This window comes from Agarivorans sp. Toyoura001, assembly GCF_005405585.1.
Taxonomy (GTDB): Bacteria; Pseudomonadota; Gammaproteobacteria; order Enterobacterales; family Celerinatantimonadaceae; genus Agarivorans.
In genome coordinates, this window is record NZ_BJEQ01000010.1 from 1 (window position 1) to 21,843 (window position 21,843).

Consider the following 21,843-nt stretch of genomic DNA (forward strand, 5'->3'; position numbering starts at 1 on the left):
AGTTTTTGCCTGGTGGCAATAGCGTTGTGGACCCACCTGAACCCATGCCGAACTCAGAAGTGAAACGCAACTGCGCCGATGATAGTGTGGGGTTTCCCCATGTGAAAGTAGGTCACTGCCAGGCTCTCAATTAAGATAAAAACCCAGCTATAGGCTGGGTTTTTATTTCGCTGATATAGCTCAGTTGGTAGAGCGCACCCTTGGTAAGGGTGAGGTCGGCAGTTCGAATCTGCCTATCAGCACCATATTCAGAGAAGCCCGGCAAATACGCTGGGTTTTTTTGTTTCTACCGACCAAATATTGCTCGGTAATCTAGGTTAGGTTGGAGATATCGTCTCCGGTTCTAATCACGTAACTGCGAAATTAACCCTTTTCAAACTGTTTTTTGAATGGTTTTATCTTGGTAACTATTTGTTTATATTGCGTTTATTAATTAAATTAAACAAAATTTAGACAGTTCTACCAATTCAAAATTTAGGGTGTTATAATTTCGCGCCCTTTAATTAGGCAGCCAGAGATCTCAGCGCTAATTGTTGGGATCAGTTGTAACATATAGCGGAGCACTGAAATGATCCAAATGCAATCTACTATGGACGTGGCGGACAATTCCGGCGCGCGCCGTGTACAGTGTATTAAGGTCCTAGGTGGTTCGCACCGCCGCTATGCACGAATTGGCGACATCATTAAAGTTACTGTAAAGGAAGCAATTCCACGCGGTAAAGTTAAGAAAGGTGACGTTATGAATGCAGTGGTAGTGCGTACTAGAAAAGGCGTACGTCGTCCTGATGGTTCTGTAATTCGTTTTGACCGCAATGCAGCGGTTATCTTGAATGCAAACAATCAGCCTATTGGTACTCGTATCTTTGGTCCTGTGACACGTGAACTGCGCAATGAACAGTTCATGAAAATTGTGTCTCTAGCGCCAGAAGTACTTTAAGGAGTCCAAAATGGCTAATAAAATCCAAAAAGGCGATGAAGTAATAGTTATTGCAGGTAAAGACAAAGGCAAACGCGGTAGCGTAACCAAAGCTTTATCAAACGGTAAACTATTCGTTGAAGGCGTTAACGTAATCAAGAAGCACCAAAAGCCAAACCCTCAATTGGGTGTTGCTGGCGGTATTGTTGAGAAAGAAGCGGCCCTTGATGCATCAAACGTAGCGATTTTTAACCCTGCCACTGGCAAGGCTGATCGCGTTGGTTTTCGATTTGAAGACGACAAAAAAGTTCGTGTATTCAAATCGTCTAATGAAATTGTAAAGTAACTGGAGTTAACGATGGCGAAACTGCATGACCTATATAAGGAAAGTGTAACGCCTGAACTCGTAAAGGAGTTCGGTTACAAATCCATCATGCAAGTCCCTCGGATTGAGAAAATCACCCTTAACATGGGTGTGGGTGAAGCGGTTAATGACAAGAAAGTACTAGAGCACGCAATTGCTGATCTAGCGGCTATCTCAGGTCAAAAACCTCTTACTACCAAAGCTCGTAAATCTGTAGCAGGCTTCAAAATCCGTGATGGATACCCGATTGGTTGTAAAGTGACTCTACGCGGTGAGCGTATGTGGGAGTTTTTAGAGCGTTTGATTTCAATCGCAATACCTCGTGTTCGAGATTTCCGTGGTTTGAATGCTAAGTCATTCGATGGCCGTGGTAATTACAGCATGGGTGTTCGTGAGCAAATCATCTTCCCTGAAATCGATTATGACAAAGTTGATAAGGTTCGTGGTATGGATATTACTATCACTACTACTGCCGAAAGCAACGAGGAAGGCCGCGCTTTGCTGGCTGCCTTTAACTTCCCATTCCGTAAGTAAGGTAGAGTTAGTTATGGCTAAACAATCAATGAAAGCTCGTGAAGTGAAACGTGAAAAAGCCGTTGCTCGCTTCGCGGAGAAGCGTACTGCGCTTAAAGCGATTATTAGCAGCGTGAACAGCTCTGATGAAGAGCGTTGGGACGCAGTGTTAAAATTGCAATCGTTACCTCGTGATTCAAGTCGGTCTCGTCAGCGTAACCGCTGTAACGTAACTGGCCGCCCACATGGCTACCTACGTAAATTCGGCCTTAGCCGTATTAAATTACGTGAAGCAATGATGCGCGGTGAGGTTCCTGGCCTTAAGAAAGCCAGTTGGTAATCCACTTAATTACGGAGTAAACGATTATGAGCATGCAAGATCCTATTGCAGATATGTTGACTCGCGTTCGCAACGGTCAATCAGCAAATAAAGTATCTGTTGTTATGCCTTCATCTAAAGTAAAAGTGGCAATTGCTAACTTGTTGCAAGAAGAAGGTTACATCACAGGATACGCTGTGACTGGTGACGTGAAAAAGTCATTAGAAGTTACCCTCAAGTATTTTGAAGGTAAAAAAGTTATTGAAAAGATTGAACGTGTAAGCCGTCCAGGCCTACGCATTTATAAAGGTGCTAAAGACCTACCTAAAGTTATGGGTGGCCTTGGCGTTGCAATCATTTCTACATCTAAAGGCGTTATGACTGACCGTGCAGCACGTAAAGCTGGCATGGGCGGTGAAATCGTCTGTTACGTAGCTTAACCGGAGGTAGGTAATATGTCTCGCGTAGCCAAGGCTCCCGTTACAATTCCTGCTGGCGTTGAAGTAAGTATCAACGGCCAAGAATTAACGGTTAAAGGTAGCAAAGGTACATTGACTCGCGTTTTTAATAACGCAGTTGTTGTAACGAAAGAAGAGAACGAACTTAAGTTTGCTGTAGTTGAAGGTGCTTCAACTGCTCAAGCTGGTACAGCTCGTGCTCTAAGCAACAACATGGTTGTTGGCGTTACAAATGGGTTTGAGAAAAAATTGACACTGTTAGGTGTTGGTTACCGTGCGGCTGTTAAAGGCTCGGTAGTTAACCTAACTCTAGGTTTTTCTCACCCAGTAGATTACACCTTACCAGAAGGTGTAACCGCAGAGTGTCCATCACAGACTGAAATCGTACTGAAAGGTGCTGATAAGCAAGTTGTTGGTCAGGTAGCAGCAGACATTCGTGCGTTCCGTCCACCAGAGCCTTACAAAGGTAAAGGTGTTCGTTATGCTGACGAAAATGTTCGCCGTAAAGAGGCTAAGAAGAAGTAGGTTAACACTATGGATAAGAAAATTGCTCGTCTGCGTCGTGCAACACGCACTCGCAAAGCTATGCAAGAGTTGGGTAAAACCCGCCTGGTGATTCACCGTACTCCGCGCCATATTTACGCGCAGGTGATTGCACCTGATGCTAAGGTTCTTGCAACAGCATCAACAGTAGATAAAGCCGTTTCTGAAGGGCTTGAAAGTTTAAGTAATGTAGCTGCCGCTACTGCCGTAGGTAAAGCAATCGCTGAACGTGCCGCAGAAAAAGGTATTACATCTGTAGCTTTTGACCGTTCTGGCTTTAAGTATCACGGCCGCGTTGCTGCGCTTGCAGAAGCTGCACGTGAAGCTGGTCTTCAGTTCTAAGGAGTGAGTCATGTCAAAATTTGAAGCACAAGCCGGTAGTGATCTGAATGAGAAGCTTATCGCTGTAAACCGTGTGTCAAAAGTAGTTAAAGGTGGTCGTATCTTCAGTTTCACTGCTCTTACAGTAGTGGGTGACGGTAACGGTCGCGTAGGGTTTGGTTATGGTAAAGCACGTGAAGTTCCTGCTGCTATTCAAAAAGCAATGGAAAAAGCGCGTCGTAACCTTACTAGTGTACAGCTGAGAGGCACTACACTGCAGCATCCTATTAAGGGTCGCCACTCTGGGTCGCGTGTTTACATGCAACCTGCATCAGAGGGTACTGGTATTATTGCCGGTGGTGCGATGCGTGCTGTTCTAGAAGTTGCGGGCGTGCAGAACGTATTGTCAAAAGCATACGGTTCTACTAACCCAATTAACATTGTTCGCGCTACTATCGACGCTCTTGAGAATATGCATTCTCCACAAGACGTTGCTGCGAAGCGTGGCCTAAGCGTCCAAGAAATTCTGGGGTAATAAAGCCATGTCGAACACAATTAAAGTAACACAGACTAAAAGTGGTATTGGGCGTTTGCCTAAGCACCGTGCGACCCTAACAGGTCTAGGTCTTCGTCGCATTAATCACACTGTTGAATTAGAGGACACTCCTTGTATTCGCGGTATGATTAATAAAGTTTCTTACATGGTTAAGGTTGAGGGAGAATAATCATGCGTTTGAATACTCTTTCTCCGGCGGCTGGCTCAAAGCCAAACGCCAAGCGTGTAGGACGTGGTATTGGTTCTGGTTTAGGTAAAACCGGTGGTCGTGGTCACAAAGGTCAGAAGTCTCGTTCTGGCGGTAGTGTTCGTCCAGGTTTCGAAGGCGGTCAAATGCCATTGAAACAACGTTTGCCTAAATTTGGTTTTACTTCACGTAAATCAATGGTAACTGCTGAAGTTCGTACTAGCGAACTAGCTAAAGTTACTGCTGACGTGGTAGATTTGGACGCTTTGAAGGCAGCTGGTCTTATTACTCGCAACATTAAGTTTGCAAAAGTAGTACTATCTGGCGAAGTTAAAGCACCAGTTACCTTACGTGGCCTGCGTGTAACTAAAGGCGCACTGGCAGCTATTGAAGCTGCTGGCGGTAAAATCGAGGAATAAGTACAAAACATGGCTAAGAATCCAGGAACAGCATCAGCAAGTGCACAAGGCGGCTTAAGCGAGCTTAAGAGTCGTTTACTATTTGTGCTTGGAGCCATTATTGTGTTCCGAGCAGGCTCCTTTGTGCCGTTACCTGGGATTGATGCCGCTGTACTGGCCGCGTTGTTTGACCAGCAAAAAGGTACCATTCTGGAAATGTTTAATATGTTTTCAGGTGGTGCACTTTCACGTGCTTCTATATTCGCGTTAGGTATCATGCCGTACATTTCGGCATCGATTATCATCCAGTTATTGACTGTTGTTCACCCAACCCTTGCTGAACTTAAAAAGGAAGGCGAGTCGGGTAGACGTAAGATTAGTCAATACACGCGTTATAGCACGCTGGTTTTAGCAACCTTCCAAGCTATTGGTATTGCTACTGGCTTACCAAATATGATGGCAGGTCTGGTAATTAACCCGGGTCTACCGTTCTATTTCACTGCGGTGGTTAGCTTGGTGACAGGAACAATGTTCCTGATGTGGTTAGGTGAGCAAATTACTGAACGCGGTATCGGCAACGGGATTTCGATTCTAATTTTTGCTGGTATTGTGGCAGGATTGCCTTCTGCAATCGGTCAGACGGCTGAGCAGGCGCGTCAAGGAGAGTTGCACTTATTGTTACTCTTGTTCATCGTTGCTCTTGTATTTGCGGTGACCTTCTTTGTGGTATTTGTAGAACGTGGACAACGTCGTATCGTTGTTAACTATGCAAAACGCCAACAAGGTCGCAAAGTGTTCGCTGCACAAAGCACACATTTACCACTTAAAGTGAACATGGCGGGTGTTATCCCAGCAATTTTCGCTTCAAGTATTATTCTGTTCCCTGGCACATTAGCGCAGTGGTTCGGTCAAAATGAAGGCTTGTCTTTCCTTTCTGACCTGTCATTAACGCTACAACCTGGGCAACCGTTATATGTGTTCTTGTATGCAGCAGCTATTATCTTCTTCTGCTTCTTCTATACTGCGTTGGTATTTAACCCTCGCGAAACAGCAGATAACTTGAAGAAGAGTGGCGCGTTCATTCCGGGTATACGCCCAGGTGAACAGACCTCGCGATACATAGACAAGGTGATGACTCGTTTAACCCTAGCTGGTGCTTTGTACATCACGTTTGTATGTTTAATTCCTGAGTTTATGATGATCGGAATGAACGTTCAGTTCTACTTCGGTGGTACTTCGCTACTTATTGTAGTGGTGGTTATCATGGACTTTATGGCTCAGGTCCAAACCCATTTGATGTCTCATCAATATGGTTCGGTTCTGAAAAAAGCTAATCTTAAAGGTTACGGCCGTTAGGCCGCCCTTGAGATTGGTCTTTAACTTTTACGGAGATAGCAATGAAAGTACGTGCATCCGTTAAGAAAATCTGCCGTAACTGTAAAGTTATCAAGCGCAACGGTGTTGTGCGTGTAATTTGCAGTGAGCCAAAGCACAAACAGCGCCAAGGCTAGTTAGTAGATTTCAAGACAATATTATTTGCAATGTGGTCATCTGTTGAGTATCCTTACGGGCTTTTCACAGATGGCCTTCGTTTAACACGAAAATTATAGGAGTGTGCCAATGGCCCGTATAGCCGGCATTAACATTCCTGATCAGAAGCACGCAGTTATTGCTTTAACTGCAATCTTCGGTATTGGCTTAACCCGCTCACAAAAAATTTGTGCGGCAGCCGGTATTGCTGAAGATGTTAAGATCAGAGAACTTGACGAAACACAAATCGATAAACTTCGTGACGAAGTAGCTAAATTCACTGTTGAAGGTGATCTACGTCGTGAAGTATCAATGAACATTAAGCGTCTGATGGACCTCGGTTGTTACCGTGGACTTCGTCACCGTCGCAGTTTGCCCCTTCGCGGTCAGCGTACTAAAACAAATGCGCGCACCCGTAAAGGTCCTCGCAAACCTATTAAGAAATAAGGGGTGAGTGAAAATGGCTAAAACTCCGACTCGCGCTCGTAAACGCGTAAAAAAACAAGTTGCTGATGGCATGGCTCATATCCATGCTTCTTTCAACAATACTATTGTGACTATCACTGATCGTCAGGGTAACGCGCTTTCTTGGGCCACTGCAGGTGGTTCAGGTTTCCGTGGTTCACGTAAGTCTACTCCGTTCGCTGCACAGGTTGCTGCTGAACGTGCTGCTGAAGCAGCTAAAGACTACGGCCTTAAGAACGTAGAAGTGTTTGTAAACGGCCCAGGTCCTGGTCGTGAGTCTTCAATCCGTGCATTACATGCTGCGGGTTTCCGTGTGACTAACATCACCGACGTGACTCCGATTCCACACAATGGTTGTCGTCCACCGAAGAAACGCCGCGTGTAGTTTCTGGATAGATTGGAGAAAGAAAAATGGCAAGATATTTAGGTCCAAAGCTTAAACTTAGCCGTCGTGAAGGTACCGATCTTTTCTTGAAAAGTGGTGTACGTGCGATCGACACAAAGTGTAAGTTGGATGCAGCACCTGGTCAACATGGTGCACGTAAAGCGCGTCTTTCAGACTACGGTTTACAGCTTCGTGAGAAGCAAAAAGTTCGTCGTTTATACGGCATACTTGAAAAACAATTCCGCAACTACTACAAAGCTGCTGCTCGCCTTAAAGGCAACACCGGTGAAAACTTGCTGCAATTGTTAGAAAGTCGTTTAGATAACGTTGTTTACCGTTTAGGTTTTGGTGCTACTCGCGCTGAAGCTCGTCAGCTAGTTAGCCACAAAGCTATCGTAGTTAACGGTCAAGTGGTTAATATTCCTTCTTACAAGGTATTACCAGAAGACGTTATCAGTGTTCGCGAAAAATCTAAGAAGCAAGCTCGTATCGTTGCATCTTTAGAAATCGCTGGACAACGTGAAGCGGCATCGTGGATAGAAGTAGACGCTACTAAAATGGAAGGCACTTTCAAACGCCTACCTGAGCGCGCTGATTTATCTGCGGAAATTAACGAACAGCTGATCGTCGAACTTTACTCTAAGTAAAGTTGAATTATAGAGAGGACACAATGCAGGGTTCTGTAACAGAGTTTCTAAAACCAAGGCTAGTTGAGATCGAACAAGTTAGCCCAACTCGTGCAAAGGTTACGCTTGAGCCATTAGAGCGTGGTTTTGGCCACACTTTAGGTAATGCTCTTCGTCGTATTCTTTTATCTTCTATGCCTGGTTGTGCGGTAACAGAAGTTGAAATCGATGGCGTGTTGCATGAGTACAGCAGTAAGGAAGGCGTACAAGAGGATATCTTGGAAATCTTGCTTAACCTTAAAGGTATTGCTGTGAAGTTAGAAGGTAAAGACGAAGTAACACTTAGTCTTGCCAAGTCTGGAGCAGGTCCTGTGGTTGCAGGCGACATTCAGCACGACGCTGATGTCGAAATCACTAACCCTGAGCACGTTATTTGTCACCTTAGCAGCAACGCTGAAATCAGCATGCGCATTAAGGTTGAACGTGGTCGCGGTTACGTACCAGCTTCAGTTCGGGTTCACTCTGAAGATGAAGAGCGTCCAATTGGTCGTTTGCTAACTGATGCAGCTTACAGCCCAGTAGAGCGTATTGCTTATACTGTTGAAGCTGCTCGTGTAGAGCAACGTACTGACTTGGACAAATTGGTTATCGATATGGAAACCAATGGTACTCTTGATCCAGAGGAAGCTATCCGCCGCTCTGCAACAATTCTTGCAGAACAATTGGATGCCTTCGTTGACTTACGTGATGTAAGTGAGCCTGAAGAAAAAGAAGAGAAGCCAGAGTTTGATCCAATCCTGCTTCGTCCTGTCGATGATCTAGAGTTGACAGTACGCTCTGCTAACTGTTTGAAGGCAGAAGCGATTCATTACATTGGTGACTTGGTACAACGTACCGAAGTTGAGCTACTTAAAACACCTAACTTAGGTAAAAAGTCGCTTACAGAAATCAAAGATGTATTAGCGTCACGTGGTTTGTCTCTAGGTATGCGCCTAGAAAACTGGCCGCCAGCTAGCATTGCTGATAAGTAGTCACTGGTTTTAACGTCTTAATATAGAAGGATAAGGTCATGCGCCATCGTCAGAGTGGTCGTCAATTGAACCGAAATAGTAGCCATCGTCAGGCTATGTTCCGGAATATGGCCAGTTCATTGGTTCGCCATGAAGTTATCAAGACAACATTGCCTAAAGCCAAAGAGCTTCGTCGTGTTGTTGAGCCATTAATTACATTGGCTAAAAATGACAGTGTAGCTAACCGTCGTCTAGCTTTTGCTCGTACTCGCGATGCAGAAGTTGTTGGTAAGCTATTTGCTGAAATCGGCCCTCGATTCAAAGAACGTGCAGGCGGTTACACTCGCATTTTAAAATGTGGTTTCCGTGCTGGCGATAATGCTCCTATGGCATTCATTGAATTATTGGACCGCCCTGAAGTTGAAGAAGTTGCTGAAGAAGCGGCTGAGTAAACTCAGACACTAAGTATAAAAAGCCGGACTTAGGTCCGGCTTTTTTTTGTCTTAAATTTGTAGAGTTAGCTGTTATCACTGCGAAATAATTACCCCGTTACAAACGTTTGTTGTGATCGAAGTAATAAGAGATGCGCGCCCGCGGATTCAAATACTCAAACACAGCATCGGGTAAGGCGCTGGGCTTAAGGGCTTTCTCAATGGTTAAGCCTGCCGCTTCTAAATCAATAATTGGTGCTTCAGTACGCGGGATATTGGGGTCATAAACTTGTACAGCAGGGAACAGCAAACGTTCCGAGTTTACCGACATCACCAAGCCAATCTGCCCTGAACTAAGCTGCACAACACTGCCTGGCGGATAGATACCCAACAAACGTATAAGTATGCCTAAGTCAGCAGCATTGAGCTGCGCTTTACGTTGTTTATAAAGGTAGGAAATAACCGTAAAAGGAATCCGGGTTAAGCGCGGGTCTCTTGGGTGGCATAAGCTGTCATACTCATTTACAACTGCAATGAGCTGGGCTAAGCGGTCGATGCTGTCGCCTTTTAACTTTTGTGGGTAACCACTGCCATCTAAATACTCGTGGTGTTGCGCCGCAATCACTTTTACCTTGGCGGGTATCGTTTCCGACAACTTGAGAAAATCAGCCCCATACTTAGTGTGCATCTTTAATAAGTTGGCTTCTTGAGCGGTTAACTTACCCGGTTTGCGTAGCACTTTATCGGGGATTTTCATTTTCCCTACATCGTGAAACAAGCCGGCCAAGCCTAAGATTTTTATATCTCGCTCGGAAAATCCTGCCGCTTTGGCTAGCATCATGGCAAGGATAGATACATTTAAACTGTGGTAGTAAAAGCTGTCGGCATCTTTGCTGTCGTTCATTAAGTGCAGCACTACACCCTCGCCAGAGAGTAAGTCATCGGCTAGGTTGTTAATTAGGGTTGTAGCGTCATCAACGGCGTTAAGTGGGCGGCTTTTCAGTTTGCTCATCACCGCGCGAACTTGCGCCATTGAGCGATCAAACTCTTTCTCAACTTTTTGTAGGTTACGGCGGTAGTTCTTTAACTCTTCAATACGCGCGCGTTTTTCTTCCCAGAGTGCTTTGGCGGCTTTTTCTAAAGCCTTAGCGTCATCCTTTTTTTCTTCGTCTTGTTCTTGGTTCGCCGGTAAAGGCGGCGTATCGCTTTTTTCAGGTACCACAATGACATGCTTCAATCCCAGATTCTTGATTACATCAATCTGGTCTTGGCTTTTTATTTTGAAGCTGGTGAACATAAACGGGTGCTCGCCCCATTTTACCGGAAGCTTAACAAACACACCTGTTTGTAATCGTTCTACATTAAGCTTTAACTCAGCCATGTGCCCTTACAACTTTTTTTCATCAGGGAGCATTATGAATAATTATTGGCACAAAATCAGCAGCTTTTAACAAGTTCTAGACATACACGAGGAACTATTTAAAATAGGTATCTAGATGTCTAGACATACATGTCTTGTTGTTAGCTTGGAGCCTCTTATGCCAATTTGTATTCCTGACCAGTTACCCGCTGCTGAAGTCCTGCGTAACGAAAATATTTTTGTTATGCCAGAGAGCCGTGCAGCCCATCAGGATATCCGTCCGCTAGAGGTAGTACTTCTTAATTTGATGCCTAAGAAAATTGAGACTGAAAACCAAATCCTCAGGCTGCTCTCTAACTCTCCCTTGCAGGTGAATGTAAAGCTATTACGTATCGATCATCGTGTGTCTAAGAATACACCCAAAGACCACATCGATAAGTTTTATCGTGATTTTGACAAACTGCGTGAGCGTAACTTCGACGGACTGATTATTACTGGTGCTCCTTTAGGGCAAGTACCCTTCGAAGAAGTGTATTACTGGGATCAAGTTAAAGAAATTATTGATTGGGCCACAACCCACATCACTTCAACCTTGTACTTATGTTGGGCGGCGCAGGCGGCGTTGTATCATTTATATGGTTTGAACAAACAAACTAGAGATACCAAGTTGTCTGGGGTGTATTGGCATCAAACCAAGCACAAGCATAATCCCTTGGTTCGTGGTTTTGATGACGCTTTTCTCGCGCCACTATCACGCTTTGCGCATTTTGATTCAAACCTAATTACCGAAGAAACCGACTTGAAGGTACTGGCCGATAACCCTGAAGCGGGTAGTTACTTATTTGCCAGCGAAGATTTTCGCCAAGTATTTATTACCGGTCATCCAGAGTACGCAGCAGATACTTTGCACAACGAGTATCAGCGTGATTCTCAAGAAGGCTTGAATCCGCAATTGCCCGAAAACTACTACACGCATGACGATTGCTCAGCCGCGCCATGTGCCACTTGGCGTAGTCATGGCCACCTTTTGTATAACAACTGGCTTAACTACTGTGTTTACCAAATCACGCCTTACGACTTAGCCGAGCTTAAACCCAAATCCGATAATATCTTGAAATAATTTCATATAACTTTATCGCAGATAAGCCCCATTAGGCAGTGTGCTACACTGCCGAGTCGAAATACCAGCGAAAGAAATAGGAAGTTCCCGTGTCAGCAAGGCTACAACTAGAAAAGCAACTCTCTCAACGCATCATGATCATCGATGGCGGCATGGGAACCATGATTCAGTCTTACAAATTTGAAGAGGCTGACTACCGCGGAGAGAGCTTTGCAGACTGGCATACCGATGTAAAAGGTAACAACGATATGTTGGTGCTAACACAGCCAAGAATCATTGCTGATATTCATCGTGAGTACTTGCTGGCTGGCGCTGATATTCTAGAAACCAATACCTTTAACGCTACAACTATCGCCATGGCCGATTACGACATGGAGAAGTACTCGGCTGATATCAACCGCGAAGCCGCGCGTATTGCTAGAGAAGTTGCTGATGAAGTGACGGCTTTAAACCCTGAACGTCCACGTTTTGTGGCGGGTGTGTTAGGCCCCACAAACCGTACCTGTTCTATCTCGCCAGATGTGAACGACCCAGGTTATCGTAATGTCACTTTTAACGAGCTAGTAGAGGCTTATGTTGAATCCACTAAGGCGCTTATAGAAGGCGGTAGTGACTTAATTTTAATCGAAACCATCTTCGATACTCTTAACGCAAAAGCGGCGGTGTTTGCAGTAGAAACCGTGTTTGATGAGCTGGGCTATAAATTGCCAGTGATGATTTCGGGTACCATTACCGACGCCTCAGGCCGTACCTTAAGTGGCCAAACAACCGAAGCCTTTTACAACTCTATGCGCCACGCTAGCCCAATTAGCATAGGTTTGAACTGTGCATTGGGGCCAGACGAGCTTCGCCAGTATGTTGACGAGCTTAGCCGCGTAAGCGAAACCTATGTCTCTGCTCACCCCAATGCAGGCTTGCCAAATGCCTTTGGTGAATATGACCTTGAAGCCAACGAGATGGCGGAACACATTGGTGAATGGGCACGCGCCGGTTTCTTAAATTTAGTTGGTGGTTGTTGTGGTACCACGCCTGAGCATATTAAAGCCATGGCCGAAGCGGTTGAAGGCGTAGCGCCACGCCAACTGCCAGAAATAGATGTAGCTTGTCGCCTTTCAGGGCTAGAGCCACTAACGATTACTGCAGACACTCTGTTTGTAAACGTAGGTGAGCGTAACAACGTTACGGGGTCAGCAATATTTAAGCGGCTGATCGTAGAGGAGAACTACGATAAAGCTATTGAGGTTGCCTTAAATCAAGTTGAGAACGGCGCGCAAATTATTGACATCAACATGGACGAAGGCATGTTGGATTCAAAAGCGGCCATGGTGCGCTTTTTGAACATGATTGCCTGTGAGCCCGATATCGCCAAAGTGCCGGTGATGATTGATTCATCTAAGTGGGATATTTTAGAAGCTGGCCTGCAGTGTGTGCAGGGTAAGCCTATTGTTAACTCCATTTCGATGAAAGAAGGGGTAGAGCCCTTTATTCGCCAAGCTAAAATTCTTCGCCGTTATGGCGCGGCGGTTATTGTTATGGCCTTTGATGAAGAAGGTCAGGCAGATACCCGTGAACGTAAGTTTGAAATATGTAGCAAGTCTTACGACATCTTAGTCAATCAAGTGGGCTTCCCGCCGGAAGATATTATCTTCGATCCAAACATCTTCGCGGTAGCGACCGGAATCGACGAGCATAACAACTATGCAGTTGATTTTATCGAGGCGGTAAAAGACATCAAAGATAACTTACCGCATGCGATGATTTCTGGCGGTGTCTCTAATGTAAGCTTTTCATTCCGTGGTAATAACCCCGTTCGAGAAGCGATACACGCGGTGTTCTTGTACTACGCGATTAAGAACGGCATGGACATGGGCATTGTAAATGCAGGTCAGTTGGCCATTTACGAAGACATTCCTAAAGAGTTAAAAGACAAAGTTGAAGCAGTAGTACTTAATACCCATAGCAATGCTACAGAAGAGCTGCTTGAAATTGCCGAGAAATACCGTGGTGACGGTTCTCAACAAGAAAGTGCTCAGGATTTAGAGTGGCGCACATGGGATGTTAAAAAGCGCCTAGAGCACGCCTTAGTTAAAGGCATCACCGAATTTATCGAAGATGACACCGAGCTAGCACGCCAATCGGTAGAGCGCCCATTACACGTGATTGAAGGGCCGTTAATGGACGGCATGAATGTAGTGGGCGATTTATTCGGCGACGGTAAAATGTTCTTACCGCAAGTAGTGAAATCTGCCCGTGTTATGAAACGCGCGGTAGCCTACTTACAGCCCTATATTGAAGCCGAGAAAGGCGAAGGCCAGCGCTCTAACGGTAAAATTGTAATGGCCACCGTGAAAGGTGACGTGCACGACATTGGTAAAAACATTGTTGGGGTAGTGCTGCAATGTAATAACTTTGAAGTCATCGACCTTGGCGTCATGGTGTCTTGCGACAAGATTCTTAAAGTCGCTAAAGAAGAAAACGTAGATATGATTGGCCTCTCTGGGCTTATCACTCCGTCGCTTGATGAAATGGTGCATGTCGCTAAAGAAATGCAACGTACCGGTTTAGATTTGCCATTGTTGATTGGTGGGGCAACCACTTCTAAAGCACACACAGCAGTTAAAATTGAACAGAATTATGAGCACCCTGTCGTGTACGTATCTAACGCTTCTCGCGCGGTGGGAGTATGCCAAAGTTTATTGTCCGACGAATTACGCCCTCCTTTTGTAGAAAAGCTGGATAAAGACTACGAGATTGTACGCGAACAGCATGCTCGTAAGCGCCCGCGTACTCCACCGGTTACTTTAGAAGTGGCTCGTGCTAATCGTGCGCCGATTGAGTGGGACAACTATACGCCGCCAGTACCTAAACAATTGGGCATTCAACAGTTCGAAGATGTGTCGATAGAAGACATTGAACCTTACATAGATTGGACCCCATTCTTTATGACTTGGTCATTGGCTGGCAAATACCCACGGATTCTAGAAGACGAGGTAGTGGGCGAAGAAGCTAAGCGTTTGTTTGCCGACGCCAAAGCAATGCTCGCTCGTTTTAAACAAAAGCGCGAAGTGAAAGTATCAGGTGTGTTTGGTTTGTTCCCGGCCAATAGCGTGGGTGACGATATTGAGATCTACACTGATGAATCACGCAGCGAACTGCTAGGAGTAAGCTCTCAGCTTCGCCAGCAAACCGATAAGAAAAAGGGCGCTAACAATTGCTTAGCCGATTTCATTGCACCCAAGGCGAGCGGCAAAGCCGATTACTTTGGTGCCTTTGCGGTAACTGGCGGAATTGGTGAAGATGAATTAGCCGATATGTATAAAGATGAAGGCGATGATTACAACGCGATTATGGTAAAAGCGATTGCCGATCGCCTCGCCGAAGGTTTTGCAGAGTACTTACATGCGCAAGTACGTAAAGACTTCTGGGGCTACGCAGCCGACGAAAACCTCAGCAGCGAAGAGCTAATTCGCGAAAACTACCAAGGCATACGTCCTGCACCGGGTTATCCCGCTTGTCCCGAACATACCGAGAAAGGTCTCATTTGGGACTTACTGGATGTTGAAAAACGGATTGGAATGATACTAACCGACAGCTACGCGATGTGGCCGGGTGCTGCGGTATCTGGCTGGTATTTCTCTCATCCAGAGAGCCGTTATTTTGCGGTGGCATCGATTCAAAAAGACCAAGTAGAAGATTACGCCAAGCGTAAAAATATGAGCTTGGAGGTTGCCGAACGCTGGTTAGCGCCTAACTTGGGTTACAACAGCTAAGCGCGGAATAAAACCTAGCTACATTTAAGTTTCGCGTTGCTGGCTGCAACGCCCGTCAACTCGCCCTTCAGCTTTAGCTTTAGGGCGATAAATCGCTTGAGTTTTAAGCTTATTCCCCCTACAATTTGCGCCGATTTTATCACTGAGAATCTTCTATGAACCCGGACCCCGACAGTCGAAACTTTTATCGTTTTATAGACCCGATACAACAAAATTTCTTCGCGTAGTCCGTCTGGTTAATGCTTGGCTCTATGCGATAGCTGGAGCAGTACATGGCACATCTTCAACAAAAATTAGAGCTCGCTTTAGTTAACTTAGACAAGTTAACCCTTCGCTCAACCCTCGATGAATACCACTTTGCCGACGTTGGTCAAGCTTTGGCTGAGTTTGAACCTAAAGAAGCCTTACCGCTTATCTCGATGTTTTCGCTAGGTGATCGCGCTAAAGTTTTCTCGTATTTGCCTCCCTATCTACAAGCCGACGTAGCGGGTTTAATGAAGCGTCATAAATTGGCCGCGTTGTTTTCTCGCATGGAGGCGGATGAGCGCGCCGATTTATATAACGACTTAGACGAAGAGCAACGCGCCATGGTTTTGCCTGGCTTAGCTCAAGCCGAGCGCGAAGATTTACGTAAGCTTTCCAGTTACGCCGAAGGAACCGCAGGGTCAATTATGACCTCTGATTACGCCACCCTAAAAGAACATTGGCTGGTTAGCCGCGCGTTAAAGCAGCTGCGACTTGAAGCGCCCGATAAAGAAACTATTTACCAAACTTATGTGATTGACCGCGAACGTCGACTGCTCGGTACCGTGTCTTTGCGTGAACTGATTCTGGCCTCTCCCGATATTCAAGTGCGCGAGTTAATGCGTACCGAAGTGGTATCGGTCACCGTAGAAGAAAGCCAAGAGCATGTGAGTAAACAAATTCGCCATTACGATCTATTGGCCCTGCCAGTGGTGGATGAACAGCAAAAGCTGGTTGGCATTGTTACTTACGATGACGCGATGGATGCGGCGGTTGAAGAAGCCACCGAAGATGCCCAAAAAAGTGCCTCAGTAGGTAAGCTTGACGAAACAGTAGACCGAGTGAGCATTTGGGAGCTCTACCGTAAACGGGTAATGTGGCTGGTACTGCTAGTGTTTGGCGCGATGTTCTCTGGCGCGGGTATTGCTCATTTTGAAGAAACGATTTCGGCCAACGTTGCCTTGGTGTTTTTCTTACCTTTATTGATTGGTAGTGGCGGTAACGCAGGTTCACAAGCAGCAGCCTTAATGGTACGAGCATTGGCCACTGGCGAAGTAGATAAAAATGACTGGTCTAAATTGTTTAGCCGTGAACTGTTGGTAGGGCTAGCACTTGGCTTAACTATGGCGGCTGCAGTATATAGTGTAGGGGTATTTCGTGGCGGCCCAGACGTAGCAATGATTGTATCCATGTCGATGGTGATCATTGTATTAGTGGGGTCACTGGTGGGCTTAAGTTTACCGTTTTTGCTGAATAAGATGAAACTCGACCCTGCAACAGCCTCTGGCCCACTGGTAGCGACAATTGCCGACGTATCTGGGGTGTTAGTTTATTTTGGCTTGGCTAGCGCCATACTCGGCTTATAACGCGACACGCAGCCACAAAAAAAGCGAGCCATAATAAGCTCGCTTTTTGCTTTCAGTCATTCAGGTTTAGTCTTTGCTTTTTTCGTTACTGTTTGCCGGGCGAATTAAGCTCACCCCTTCACGAATAATCATTAAACCCACACCTACCAGCTTAACGCATACGTATAAAAATACGATCAGCACTATTACCTTGATGAAGGTTTGAAAAATCTCAAAAAACTCTTCGCTAACTTGGGTATTTATGGCATCGGTATCGGCCATTAACCAGTTAAAAAAGTGCTGCATGAAGGGCGCATCATGCGGCAAGGTAATTAAACTCACTGTTTGTGGTAGCACATAGGCTATCACTGCGATTCCTACCACTATTAGCGCAATGCCAATAAGTAATCTTGAGCGGTTTAGCGCCGTGTTCATATACATCCTTGAATGGTTATTAATAGTTCTATTGTTAGTAGCATTACCTGAGTGACTAAAGAGATCAAGTAAACTTAGCTTTCCTGCTCTATACCAAAGGCTTGTTGCCGCTCTTCTAGTTGCTCTTGCAGGTCAAACCAGCTTAGTTCAGTTTCTTCTAGTTCGCTCTTAAGTTCTGCTTGTTGTTGTAAACACTTTTGCAGTTGTGCTTTGTTATCGGCTTCATACAGTTCTGGTTCAGCCATTTTTTGTTCTACTTCGTCTAAACGTTGCTGGGCTTTAGCGCTGCTTTTCTCAAGGCTTTCTAATTGCTTACGAATGCCCTTGGTTTGCTGACGAAATTCAGCTTCGCGACGTTTCTGTTCTTTACGTTGATTCACCGGGTTCGCGCCAGTAGCACTACTTTCTGTACCGTTGCTGTTTATCTGTCGGTTGGCTTGGCTTAGCCATTGTTGGTAATCGTCTAAGTCACCCTCAAAAGGCGAGACCCGCTGGCTGTCTACCAAGTAAAACTCATCGGTAGTGGCGCGCAGTAATGCTCGGTCGTGCGATACAATAATCATTGCACCGGTAAACTCTTGCAGCGCCAAAGTGAGTGCGTGGCGCATTTCTAAATCTAAGTGGTTGGTAGGTTCGTCAAGTAGTAATAAGTTAGGCTTTTGCCATACTACTAGCGCCAATACCAAACGGGCTTTTTCGCCACCACTAAACGGCGCTACCTTTTCTAGAGCTTGATCGCCTTGGAAACCAAAACTGCCTAAGTATTTGCGTAACTCAGCCTCAGTAGTATTAGGGGCCAAACGCTGTAAATGTTGCATCGGCGTATCGTCGGGGCGTAGGGTTTCTAATTGGTGCTGGGCAAAGTAACCCACTTTAGCCATTTTGTTTATTTCTACATTACCAGCCAGCGCTTTTAGCTCACCAGAAAGCAGTTTAATAAAGGTAGATTTACCCGCGCCGTTACGGCCTAACAAACCAATACGGCTGCCAGGCACCAAGTTAAACTTAACTTGTTCAAGAATGGTTTTATCTTCATAGCCCGCGCTCACTTTTTCCATGGTAAGCAAGGGTAGGGGCAGGTTGTCTGGCTTTCTAAACTGAAAGCTAAACTGCGAATCTACGTGTGCTTGGCTAATCACTTCCATTTTTTCAAGTGCTTTTAGGCGGCTTTGTGCTTGCTTGGCTTTACTGGCCTTGTAACGAAAACGGTCTACAAAGCCCTGCATATGCGCTCGCTCGCGCTGTTGCTTTTCATACATGGCTTGTTGCTGAGCCAAGTGCATGGCTCGCATCTGCTCAAAGTCTGAGTAGCCACCGGTGTATTCATTTAGTTTTTGATGCTCAATGTGCACAATGCGATTAATAATATTATCCAGAAAATCGCGGTCGTGAGAAATCAGAATTAGCGTGCCGGGGTAGCGCTTAAGCCACTGTTCTAACCACACCACGGTGTCTAAGTCTAAGTGGTTGGTTGGTTCATCCAATAGTAATAGATCGGAGCGAACCAATAGCGCTTGGGCTAGGTTTAAGCGCATTCGCCAACCACCCGAAAAGTCACTTACGCTTTGCTGTTGGCCTGCCTCACTAAAGCCCAAACCCGCCAGTAACTCAGCGGCTTTGGTTTTAATTTGGTAACCACCAATGGTGTCCATTTTGGTATGCAAGGTGGCAATGAGCTCGCCTTTTTCAGCTTCTTCTGCAGCAGTAATATCGCGCTCTAGTTGGCGAAACTCTTGGTCGCCGTCAATCACGTAATCAATGGCTTTGCGTTTAAGCTCAGGCGTTTCTTGGGCAACGCTGGAAATTTCCCACTTGCTTGGCACACTTAAGTTGCCTGCATCCACTTGCAGTTGGTTTTTTAACAAAGCAAATAGCGATGATTTACCGCAACCGTTTTGCCCCACTAAACCCACTTTTTGGCCAGGGTGAATGGTGAGGTTTGATTCTTCTAAAAGAAACTTGGTGCCGCGTTGCAGGCTAATATTGTTGGCTACGATCATGGTTGTTGCTATGTGCTACTAAAAGTGTGCAATAATGCCGCTATGATACCCGATGCGGCTAATGTCGCATAGCAACATGGCAGTGCAAACTAGAGTTAACTATGGCAAAACATCGTTTTATTGCGGGCGCAGTATGCCCAGAGTGTGAAGAGCAAGATTCTATTCGTTTAATCGTTGAGCAAGTGAACGGTGAAGAGCACGAGCACATTGAGTGCGTAAGCTGTAACTACCACGCCGAACGCCCCAAGCAGCAAGAAGAAAAAGCCGAACAAGACATTATTGGTTTGTTTAAGCCTTAGGTCGCTCCCTTGCTTGAGTGTGTTTTATGGTCACGGCTTAAAACTCAACTATAGCGGCGGAGTGTTTTATTTCTTGATGGTATTAACACCCCACCTTGTTTTAATGCGATGTTTACTGGCACAGAACAGCTATATGTTCCGCTGAAAACTTTAGTTAGTTTGTTTTTACTCTTTCTAAAACGAACTCAAAGCCTTGCCGAACTGTTCCAGAAAACGAAGATACTCGCCATAGATCATGATCCATTACAGCTCTTACACCTCCTGAACTAGTTCCATATTTAGTGCCTTTAACTATTAGCAGTCTACATTCCTTTTTACTTGCGAATGTTTCATTTATGGCATCGAATAATTCCTTACCATGGCTCACGGTTAAAGGTGCATCACCTAAATCTTTAGATAAAGGCCTTACTTTTTTGATAAATACACCGTCTTTATGCTTATAGATATTTCGTTTTTTATCAATGTGGTCTTGTTCTGCAGTAAATATGAAATGATTTTCTGTTTTAGAAATCCAAGAATACTGATCTCTTTGAGCAGCACCGTATACTTTAAGCGCATTTTTCAAACCATTAATAAACTTTGGTAACGGTTTAGATGGTTGCATAAACCTCCGCTAGCAAACTAACACCTGCACGATATTTTTGCTGGTATACTAATTAAGCTGAAACACAGTGCCCTAACTGTTTAAACCAAAGACACGCCTACAACACCGAATGTAGCAAATCGTATGGACGCATTTGTTATACGATTTTACCGACTAATAAACTCTATGATAAACCGAACAATTTGTTTAACAGGATAGATAAAACCCAACCGATTATCGCGCCTATTACCCCACCAACAATTAAGCCTGACAACTGATTTTTTAGCTTTGCTTTTTCTTGAATATCGTGAGTGAGTCCATGAATATGGTTAGATTGCTCGTCTATTTTTAATGACTGGCTGGTAATCTGTTTTGAAAGCATATTAATCAACTCAGAATCGACACCTAAGCCAAGGCTATTTAGTAATGTTTTTTCAGGCATCAATGTCGGTGTACCAGCCTTGATTACGAAAGCTCTGCCATCCGCGAAAGCTATTGAATCAGATTTACCCACTTTTAATAAGTATACTCTTTGGCCCCTTGGCGAGTGCTCTTCAACGTTGTACAGAGCATTAACAAGAAGCTCGCGGGTATCTTTAATTGTTTCCGGTGATACGGTTTGGTACCCAGAGCCAAGATTTGATTCTGAGTATGCGCCAACTAGAATATACCCTCCATCCGTATTACTTAGACCAGAAACATATTCAGAAAGGGATTTAGCCGGTATTGTTGCGGGCAGTATAAATGATGAAACACTATCAGCATTAGCTATAAACTCTGATGCCCAATCCTGTTTTGATGTGTCTAATTCTGACAAGTCTACTTTTTCCACTTCTATTTCGAATTTCTTATTTTTTAAACTAAATCGTATAGTACTTTATTAGAGTGACCTCTCGAGATGAAAAAGCTTCGTCTAATCATATCGTAGCAAGTTTAGTTATAATAATAACAAACTCAATTATTTGCACTGATGATATTTAACCTTCCTCTTTGCTCTTCGAATTGCGCGCGCGTATTTGGTGAAAAGATGAAAGCTTTGCTTGTTCAATGCTTATGACCTCGCCGAGAGGCTAAGGCTTTAACATCACTAATGAAGAAGTCTTAGGGTTGCATTGAGTGAGCGTAAATTGGCATGAGACAAGCTTATAGCTCCAAGCCTGGAGTATTTAAAGCAGTCACTTTTGACTCTGTTTACAATCCTTACACAAACAACTCAGCTCCAGTTGTGGGCTCAGTAAGTGATAACCCACTTGTTGCGCGCGATTATCTATTTCGTCGATTAAGTGCTGGGGAATGGTGATTTCTTCAACGCTTTGGCAATTTTGGCAGATTAAAAACTGCGAGACTTGATGATGACACTGTTCGTGAATATGCGAGCAAGCCACAAACTTGTTTTGAGATTCTAATCGATGAACCAGTTGGTGTTGGGCAAGAAACTCAAGGATTCGATATACCGACATTGGCGGCATAGTTTGTTCGGCTTGCTGATTGTAAATATCCAGTATTTCGTAGGCCGACATTGGCTTTTGCTGCTGTAGCAATACCCGCAAAATTTGCTCCCGCTTCACGGTTAAACGCGCGCCGGAATCTTTGCAACGGTGAGTTGCACTATCTACGATACTTTGGTCACTCTGTCGGGTCATTGTCATCCAAAATTCTGGTTAA

At 44.9% G+C, this 21,843-nt stretch carries 27 protein-coding genes, 1 tRNA gene and 1 rRNA gene; 23 read left to right on the forward strand and 6 right to left on the reverse strand.

The genetic code is table 11. The features are described 5' to 3' along the window. Nucleotides 1-8 precede the first annotated feature (8 nt). The 19 genes from rrf (at nt 9) to rplQ (ending at nt 9,043) form a co-directional block, all read left to right on the forward strand. A 5S ribosomal RNA gene (gene rrf / locus FFR00_RS12550) occupies nt 9-124 on the forward strand. 45 nt (nt 125-169) lie between these two features. After that, nucleotides 170-245 (forward strand) — tRNA-Thr (locus FFR00_RS12555). A 323-nt stretch (nt 246-568) separates the two neighbouring features. Next, entirely contained in the window at nt 569-937 is a 369-nt protein-coding gene (gene rplN, locus FFR00_RS12560; RefSeq protein WP_137673757.1) for a 50S ribosomal protein L14, read from the forward strand. Nucleotides 938-947: 10 nt separating this feature from the next. After that, nucleotides 948-1,262: a 50S ribosomal protein L24 gene (gene rplX / locus FFR00_RS12565; protein ID WP_137673758.1), complete on the forward strand. Its 315-nt coding sequence runs from the start codon at nt 948-950 to the stop codon at nt 1,260-1,262. Between the two features lie 12 nt (nt 1,263-1,274). Continuing rightward, entirely contained in the window at nt 1,275-1,814 is a 540-nt protein-coding gene (rplE, locus tag FFR00_RS12570; RefSeq protein ID WP_137673759.1) for a 50S ribosomal protein L5, read from the forward strand. A gap of 13 nt (nt 1,815-1,827) precedes the next feature. Next, the gene (gene rpsN, locus FFR00_RS12575; protein WP_137673760.1) at nt 1,828-2,133 is read left to right on the forward strand and encodes a 30S ribosomal protein S14; all 306 of its coding nucleotides are present in this window, start codon (nt 1,828-1,830) and stop codon (nt 2,131-2,133) included. 26 nt (nt 2,134-2,159) lie between these two features. Next, nucleotides 2,160-2,552: a 30S ribosomal protein S8 gene (rpsH, locus tag FFR00_RS12580; protein ID WP_137673761.1), complete on the forward strand. Its 393-nt coding sequence runs from the start codon at nt 2,160-2,162 to the stop codon at nt 2,550-2,552. Between the two features lie 15 nt (nt 2,553-2,567). Then, nucleotides 2,568-3,095: a 50S ribosomal protein L6 gene (rplF, locus tag FFR00_RS12585; RefSeq protein WP_137673762.1), complete on the forward strand. Its 528-nt coding sequence runs from the start codon at nt 2,568-2,570 to the stop codon at nt 3,093-3,095. Nucleotides 3,096-3,104: 9 nt separating this feature from the next. Further along, nucleotides 3,105-3,455 (forward strand): 50S ribosomal protein L18, encoded by a 351-nt coding sequence (gene rplR / locus FFR00_RS12590; RefSeq protein WP_137673763.1) that lies wholly within the window; start codon nt 3,105-3,107, stop codon nt 3,453-3,455. A gap of 10 nt (nt 3,456-3,465) precedes the next feature. Next, complete coding sequence (rpsE, locus tag FFR00_RS12595; protein WP_016402136.1) at nt 3,466-3,969, forward strand: 30S ribosomal protein S5; 504 nt, start codon at nt 3,466-3,468, stop codon at nt 3,967-3,969. Between the two features lie 7 nt (nt 3,970-3,976). Further along, on the forward strand, nt 3,977-4,159 hold the full coding sequence (gene rpmD, locus FFR00_RS12600; protein WP_137673764.1) for a 50S ribosomal protein L30: 183 nt from the start codon (nt 3,977-3,979) through the stop codon (nt 4,157-4,159). Between the two features lie 2 nt (nt 4,160-4,161). Then, entirely contained in the window at nt 4,162-4,596 is a 435-nt protein-coding gene (gene rplO, locus FFR00_RS12605) for a 50S ribosomal protein L15 (RefSeq protein ID WP_137673765.1), read from the forward strand. A gap of 9 nt (nt 4,597-4,605) precedes the next feature. Continuing rightward, entirely contained in the window at nt 4,606-5,931 is a 1,326-nt protein-coding gene (gene secY / locus FFR00_RS12610; protein ID WP_016402133.1) for a preprotein translocase subunit SecY, read from the forward strand. A 41-nt stretch (nt 5,932-5,972) separates the two neighbouring features. Next, nucleotides 5,973-6,086: a 50S ribosomal protein L36 gene (gene rpmJ, locus FFR00_RS12615; protein ID WP_000868186.1), complete on the forward strand. Its 114-nt coding sequence runs from the start codon at nt 5,973-5,975 to the stop codon at nt 6,084-6,086. A gap of 109 nt (nt 6,087-6,195) precedes the next feature. Beyond that, on the forward strand, nt 6,196-6,552 hold the full coding sequence (gene rpsM, locus FFR00_RS12620; RefSeq protein WP_016402132.1) for a 30S ribosomal protein S13: 357 nt from the start codon (nt 6,196-6,198) through the stop codon (nt 6,550-6,552). Nucleotides 6,553-6,565: 13 nt separating this feature from the next. Beyond that, nucleotides 6,566-6,955 (forward strand): 30S ribosomal protein S11, encoded by a 390-nt coding sequence (rpsK, locus tag FFR00_RS12625; RefSeq protein ID WP_016402131.1) that lies wholly within the window; start codon nt 6,566-6,568, stop codon nt 6,953-6,955. 26 nt (nt 6,956-6,981) lie between these two features. Next, entirely contained in the window at nt 6,982-7,602 is a 621-nt protein-coding gene (gene rpsD / locus FFR00_RS12630; protein WP_137673766.1) for a 30S ribosomal protein S4, read from the forward strand. 23 nt (nt 7,603-7,625) lie between these two features. Continuing rightward, complete coding sequence (locus FFR00_RS12635) at nt 7,626-8,612, forward strand: DNA-directed RNA polymerase subunit alpha (protein WP_137673767.1); 987 nt, start codon at nt 7,626-7,628, stop codon at nt 8,610-8,612. Between the two features lie 38 nt (nt 8,613-8,650). Further along, on the forward strand, nt 8,651-9,043 hold the full coding sequence (gene rplQ / locus FFR00_RS12640; RefSeq protein ID WP_137673768.1) for a 50S ribosomal protein L17: 393 nt from the start codon (nt 8,651-8,653) through the stop codon (nt 9,041-9,043). A 97-nt stretch (nt 9,044-9,140) separates the two neighbouring features. Here the strand turns inward: rplQ and FFR00_RS12645 are convergent, their stop codons facing one another. Beyond that, nucleotides 9,141-10,403, reverse strand: a complete 1,263-nt coding sequence (locus tag FFR00_RS12645) for an HD-GYP domain-containing protein (RefSeq protein WP_137673769.1) — start codon at nt 10,401-10,403, stop codon at nt 9,141-9,143. A gap of 157 nt (nt 10,404-10,560) precedes the next feature. On the opposite strand from FFR00_RS12645, the gene metA reads away from it, so the two are divergent. The 3 genes from metA to mgtE all read left to right on the forward strand — a co-directional run bounded on the left by metA (nt 10,561) and on the right by mgtE (nt 16,882). Continuing rightward, nucleotides 10,561-11,502 carry a homoserine O-succinyltransferase gene (metA, locus tag FFR00_RS12650; RefSeq protein WP_137673770.1) on the forward strand — a complete coding sequence of 314 codons (942 nt, stop codon included), beginning with the start codon at nt 10,561-10,563 and terminating at the stop codon, nt 11,500-11,502. An 89-nt stretch (nt 11,503-11,591) separates the two neighbouring features. Continuing rightward, nucleotides 11,592-15,272 (forward strand): methionine synthase, encoded by a 3,681-nt coding sequence (metH, locus tag FFR00_RS12655; protein ID WP_137673771.1) that lies wholly within the window; start codon nt 11,592-11,594, stop codon nt 15,270-15,272. A gap of 272 nt (nt 15,273-15,544) precedes the next feature. Further along, nucleotides 15,545-16,882, forward strand: a complete 1,338-nt coding sequence (gene mgtE / locus FFR00_RS12660; RefSeq protein WP_137673772.1) for a magnesium transporter — start codon at nt 15,545-15,547, stop codon at nt 16,880-16,882. 66 nt (nt 16,883-16,948) lie between these two features. Here mgtE and FFR00_RS12665 read toward each other — a convergent pair whose 3' ends face one another. Together FFR00_RS12665 and FFR00_RS12670 are read right to left on the reverse strand one after the other, a co-directional pair. Next, complete coding sequence (locus tag FFR00_RS12665; RefSeq protein WP_137673773.1) at nt 16,949-17,296, reverse strand: hypothetical protein; 348 nt, start codon at nt 17,294-17,296, stop codon at nt 16,949-16,951. A gap of 74 nt (nt 17,297-17,370) precedes the next feature. Beyond that, nucleotides 17,371-19,296 carry an ABC transporter ATP-binding protein gene (locus FFR00_RS12670; RefSeq protein ID WP_137673774.1) on the reverse strand — a complete coding sequence of 642 codons (1,926 nt, stop codon included), beginning with the start codon at nt 19,294-19,296 and terminating at the stop codon, nt 17,371-17,373. 101 nt (nt 19,297-19,397) lie between these two features. Here FFR00_RS12670 and FFR00_RS12675 point away from each other — a divergent pair, with 101 nt between their 5' ends. Beyond that, nucleotides 19,398-19,595: a YheV family putative zinc ribbon protein gene (locus tag FFR00_RS12675; protein ID WP_137673775.1), complete on the forward strand. Its 198-nt coding sequence runs from the start codon at nt 19,398-19,400 to the stop codon at nt 19,593-19,595. Nucleotides 19,596-19,749: 154 nt separating this feature from the next. On the opposite strand, the gene FFR00_RS12680 is transcribed toward FFR00_RS12675, so the two are convergent. The 3 genes from FFR00_RS12680 to FFR00_RS12690 form a co-directional block, all read right to left on the reverse strand. Beyond that, entirely contained in the window at nt 19,750-20,199 is a 450-nt protein-coding gene (locus tag FFR00_RS12680; RefSeq protein WP_137673776.1) for a hypothetical protein, read from the reverse strand. Between the two features lie 163 nt (nt 20,200-20,362). Continuing rightward, nucleotides 20,363-21,010 carry a hypothetical protein gene (locus FFR00_RS12685; RefSeq protein WP_137673777.1) on the reverse strand — a complete coding sequence of 216 codons (648 nt, stop codon included), beginning with the start codon at nt 21,008-21,010 and terminating at the stop codon, nt 20,363-20,365. A 343-nt stretch (nt 21,011-21,353) separates the two neighbouring features. After that, the gene (locus tag FFR00_RS12690; protein WP_137673778.1) at nt 21,354-21,821 is read right to left on the reverse strand and encodes a Fur family transcriptional regulator; all 468 of its coding nucleotides are present in this window, start codon (nt 21,819-21,821) and stop codon (nt 21,354-21,356) included. Nucleotides 21,822-21,843: the final 22 nt, after the last annotated feature.